Below are 283 nucleotides of genomic sequence, written 5' to 3'. Positions count from 1 at the left end.
CGCCGGGATCGTGTTCGTCGCGGCGGTTTCGGTGCAGCGCCTCGGTTCTGTCGCCGCCGGAAGGCGTCCCGTGGCCATCCGGGCCGTGGCCGCAGCGGTGGTGGTGTGCCTTTCTCTTGCCGTGCCAGGGGTTCCGGTCTACTCCGACGCCGCCGCGACGTCGCTGGTCGACCACGCGCGGCGCGTCCAGGTGGGGCTGAACGACCGGGAGGTGTTCGCGGCGGAGGCTTCGGCCGACGCGTTCCGCGGTCAGTCCGGGCTGCTGTCCTCGTTGCAGGGCAAG

1 pseudogene is annotated in these 283 nt (G+C 72.4%); it reads left to right on the top strand.

The features are described 5' to 3' along the window. Nucleotides 1-70 precede the first annotated feature (70 nt). Nucleotides 71-283, top strand: a pseudogene (locus IG04_RS0142020) (sulfatase); the annotation flags it as partial.

It is taken from the genome of Lentzea albidocapillata, from assembly GCF_000719115.1.
Lineage (GTDB): Bacteria > Actinomycetota > Actinomycetes > Mycobacteriales > Pseudonocardiaceae > Lentzea > Lentzea albidocapillata.
The sequence above is the reverse complement of the archived record's forward strand: the minus strand, read 5'-3'. Positions and strand labels throughout refer to the sequence as shown.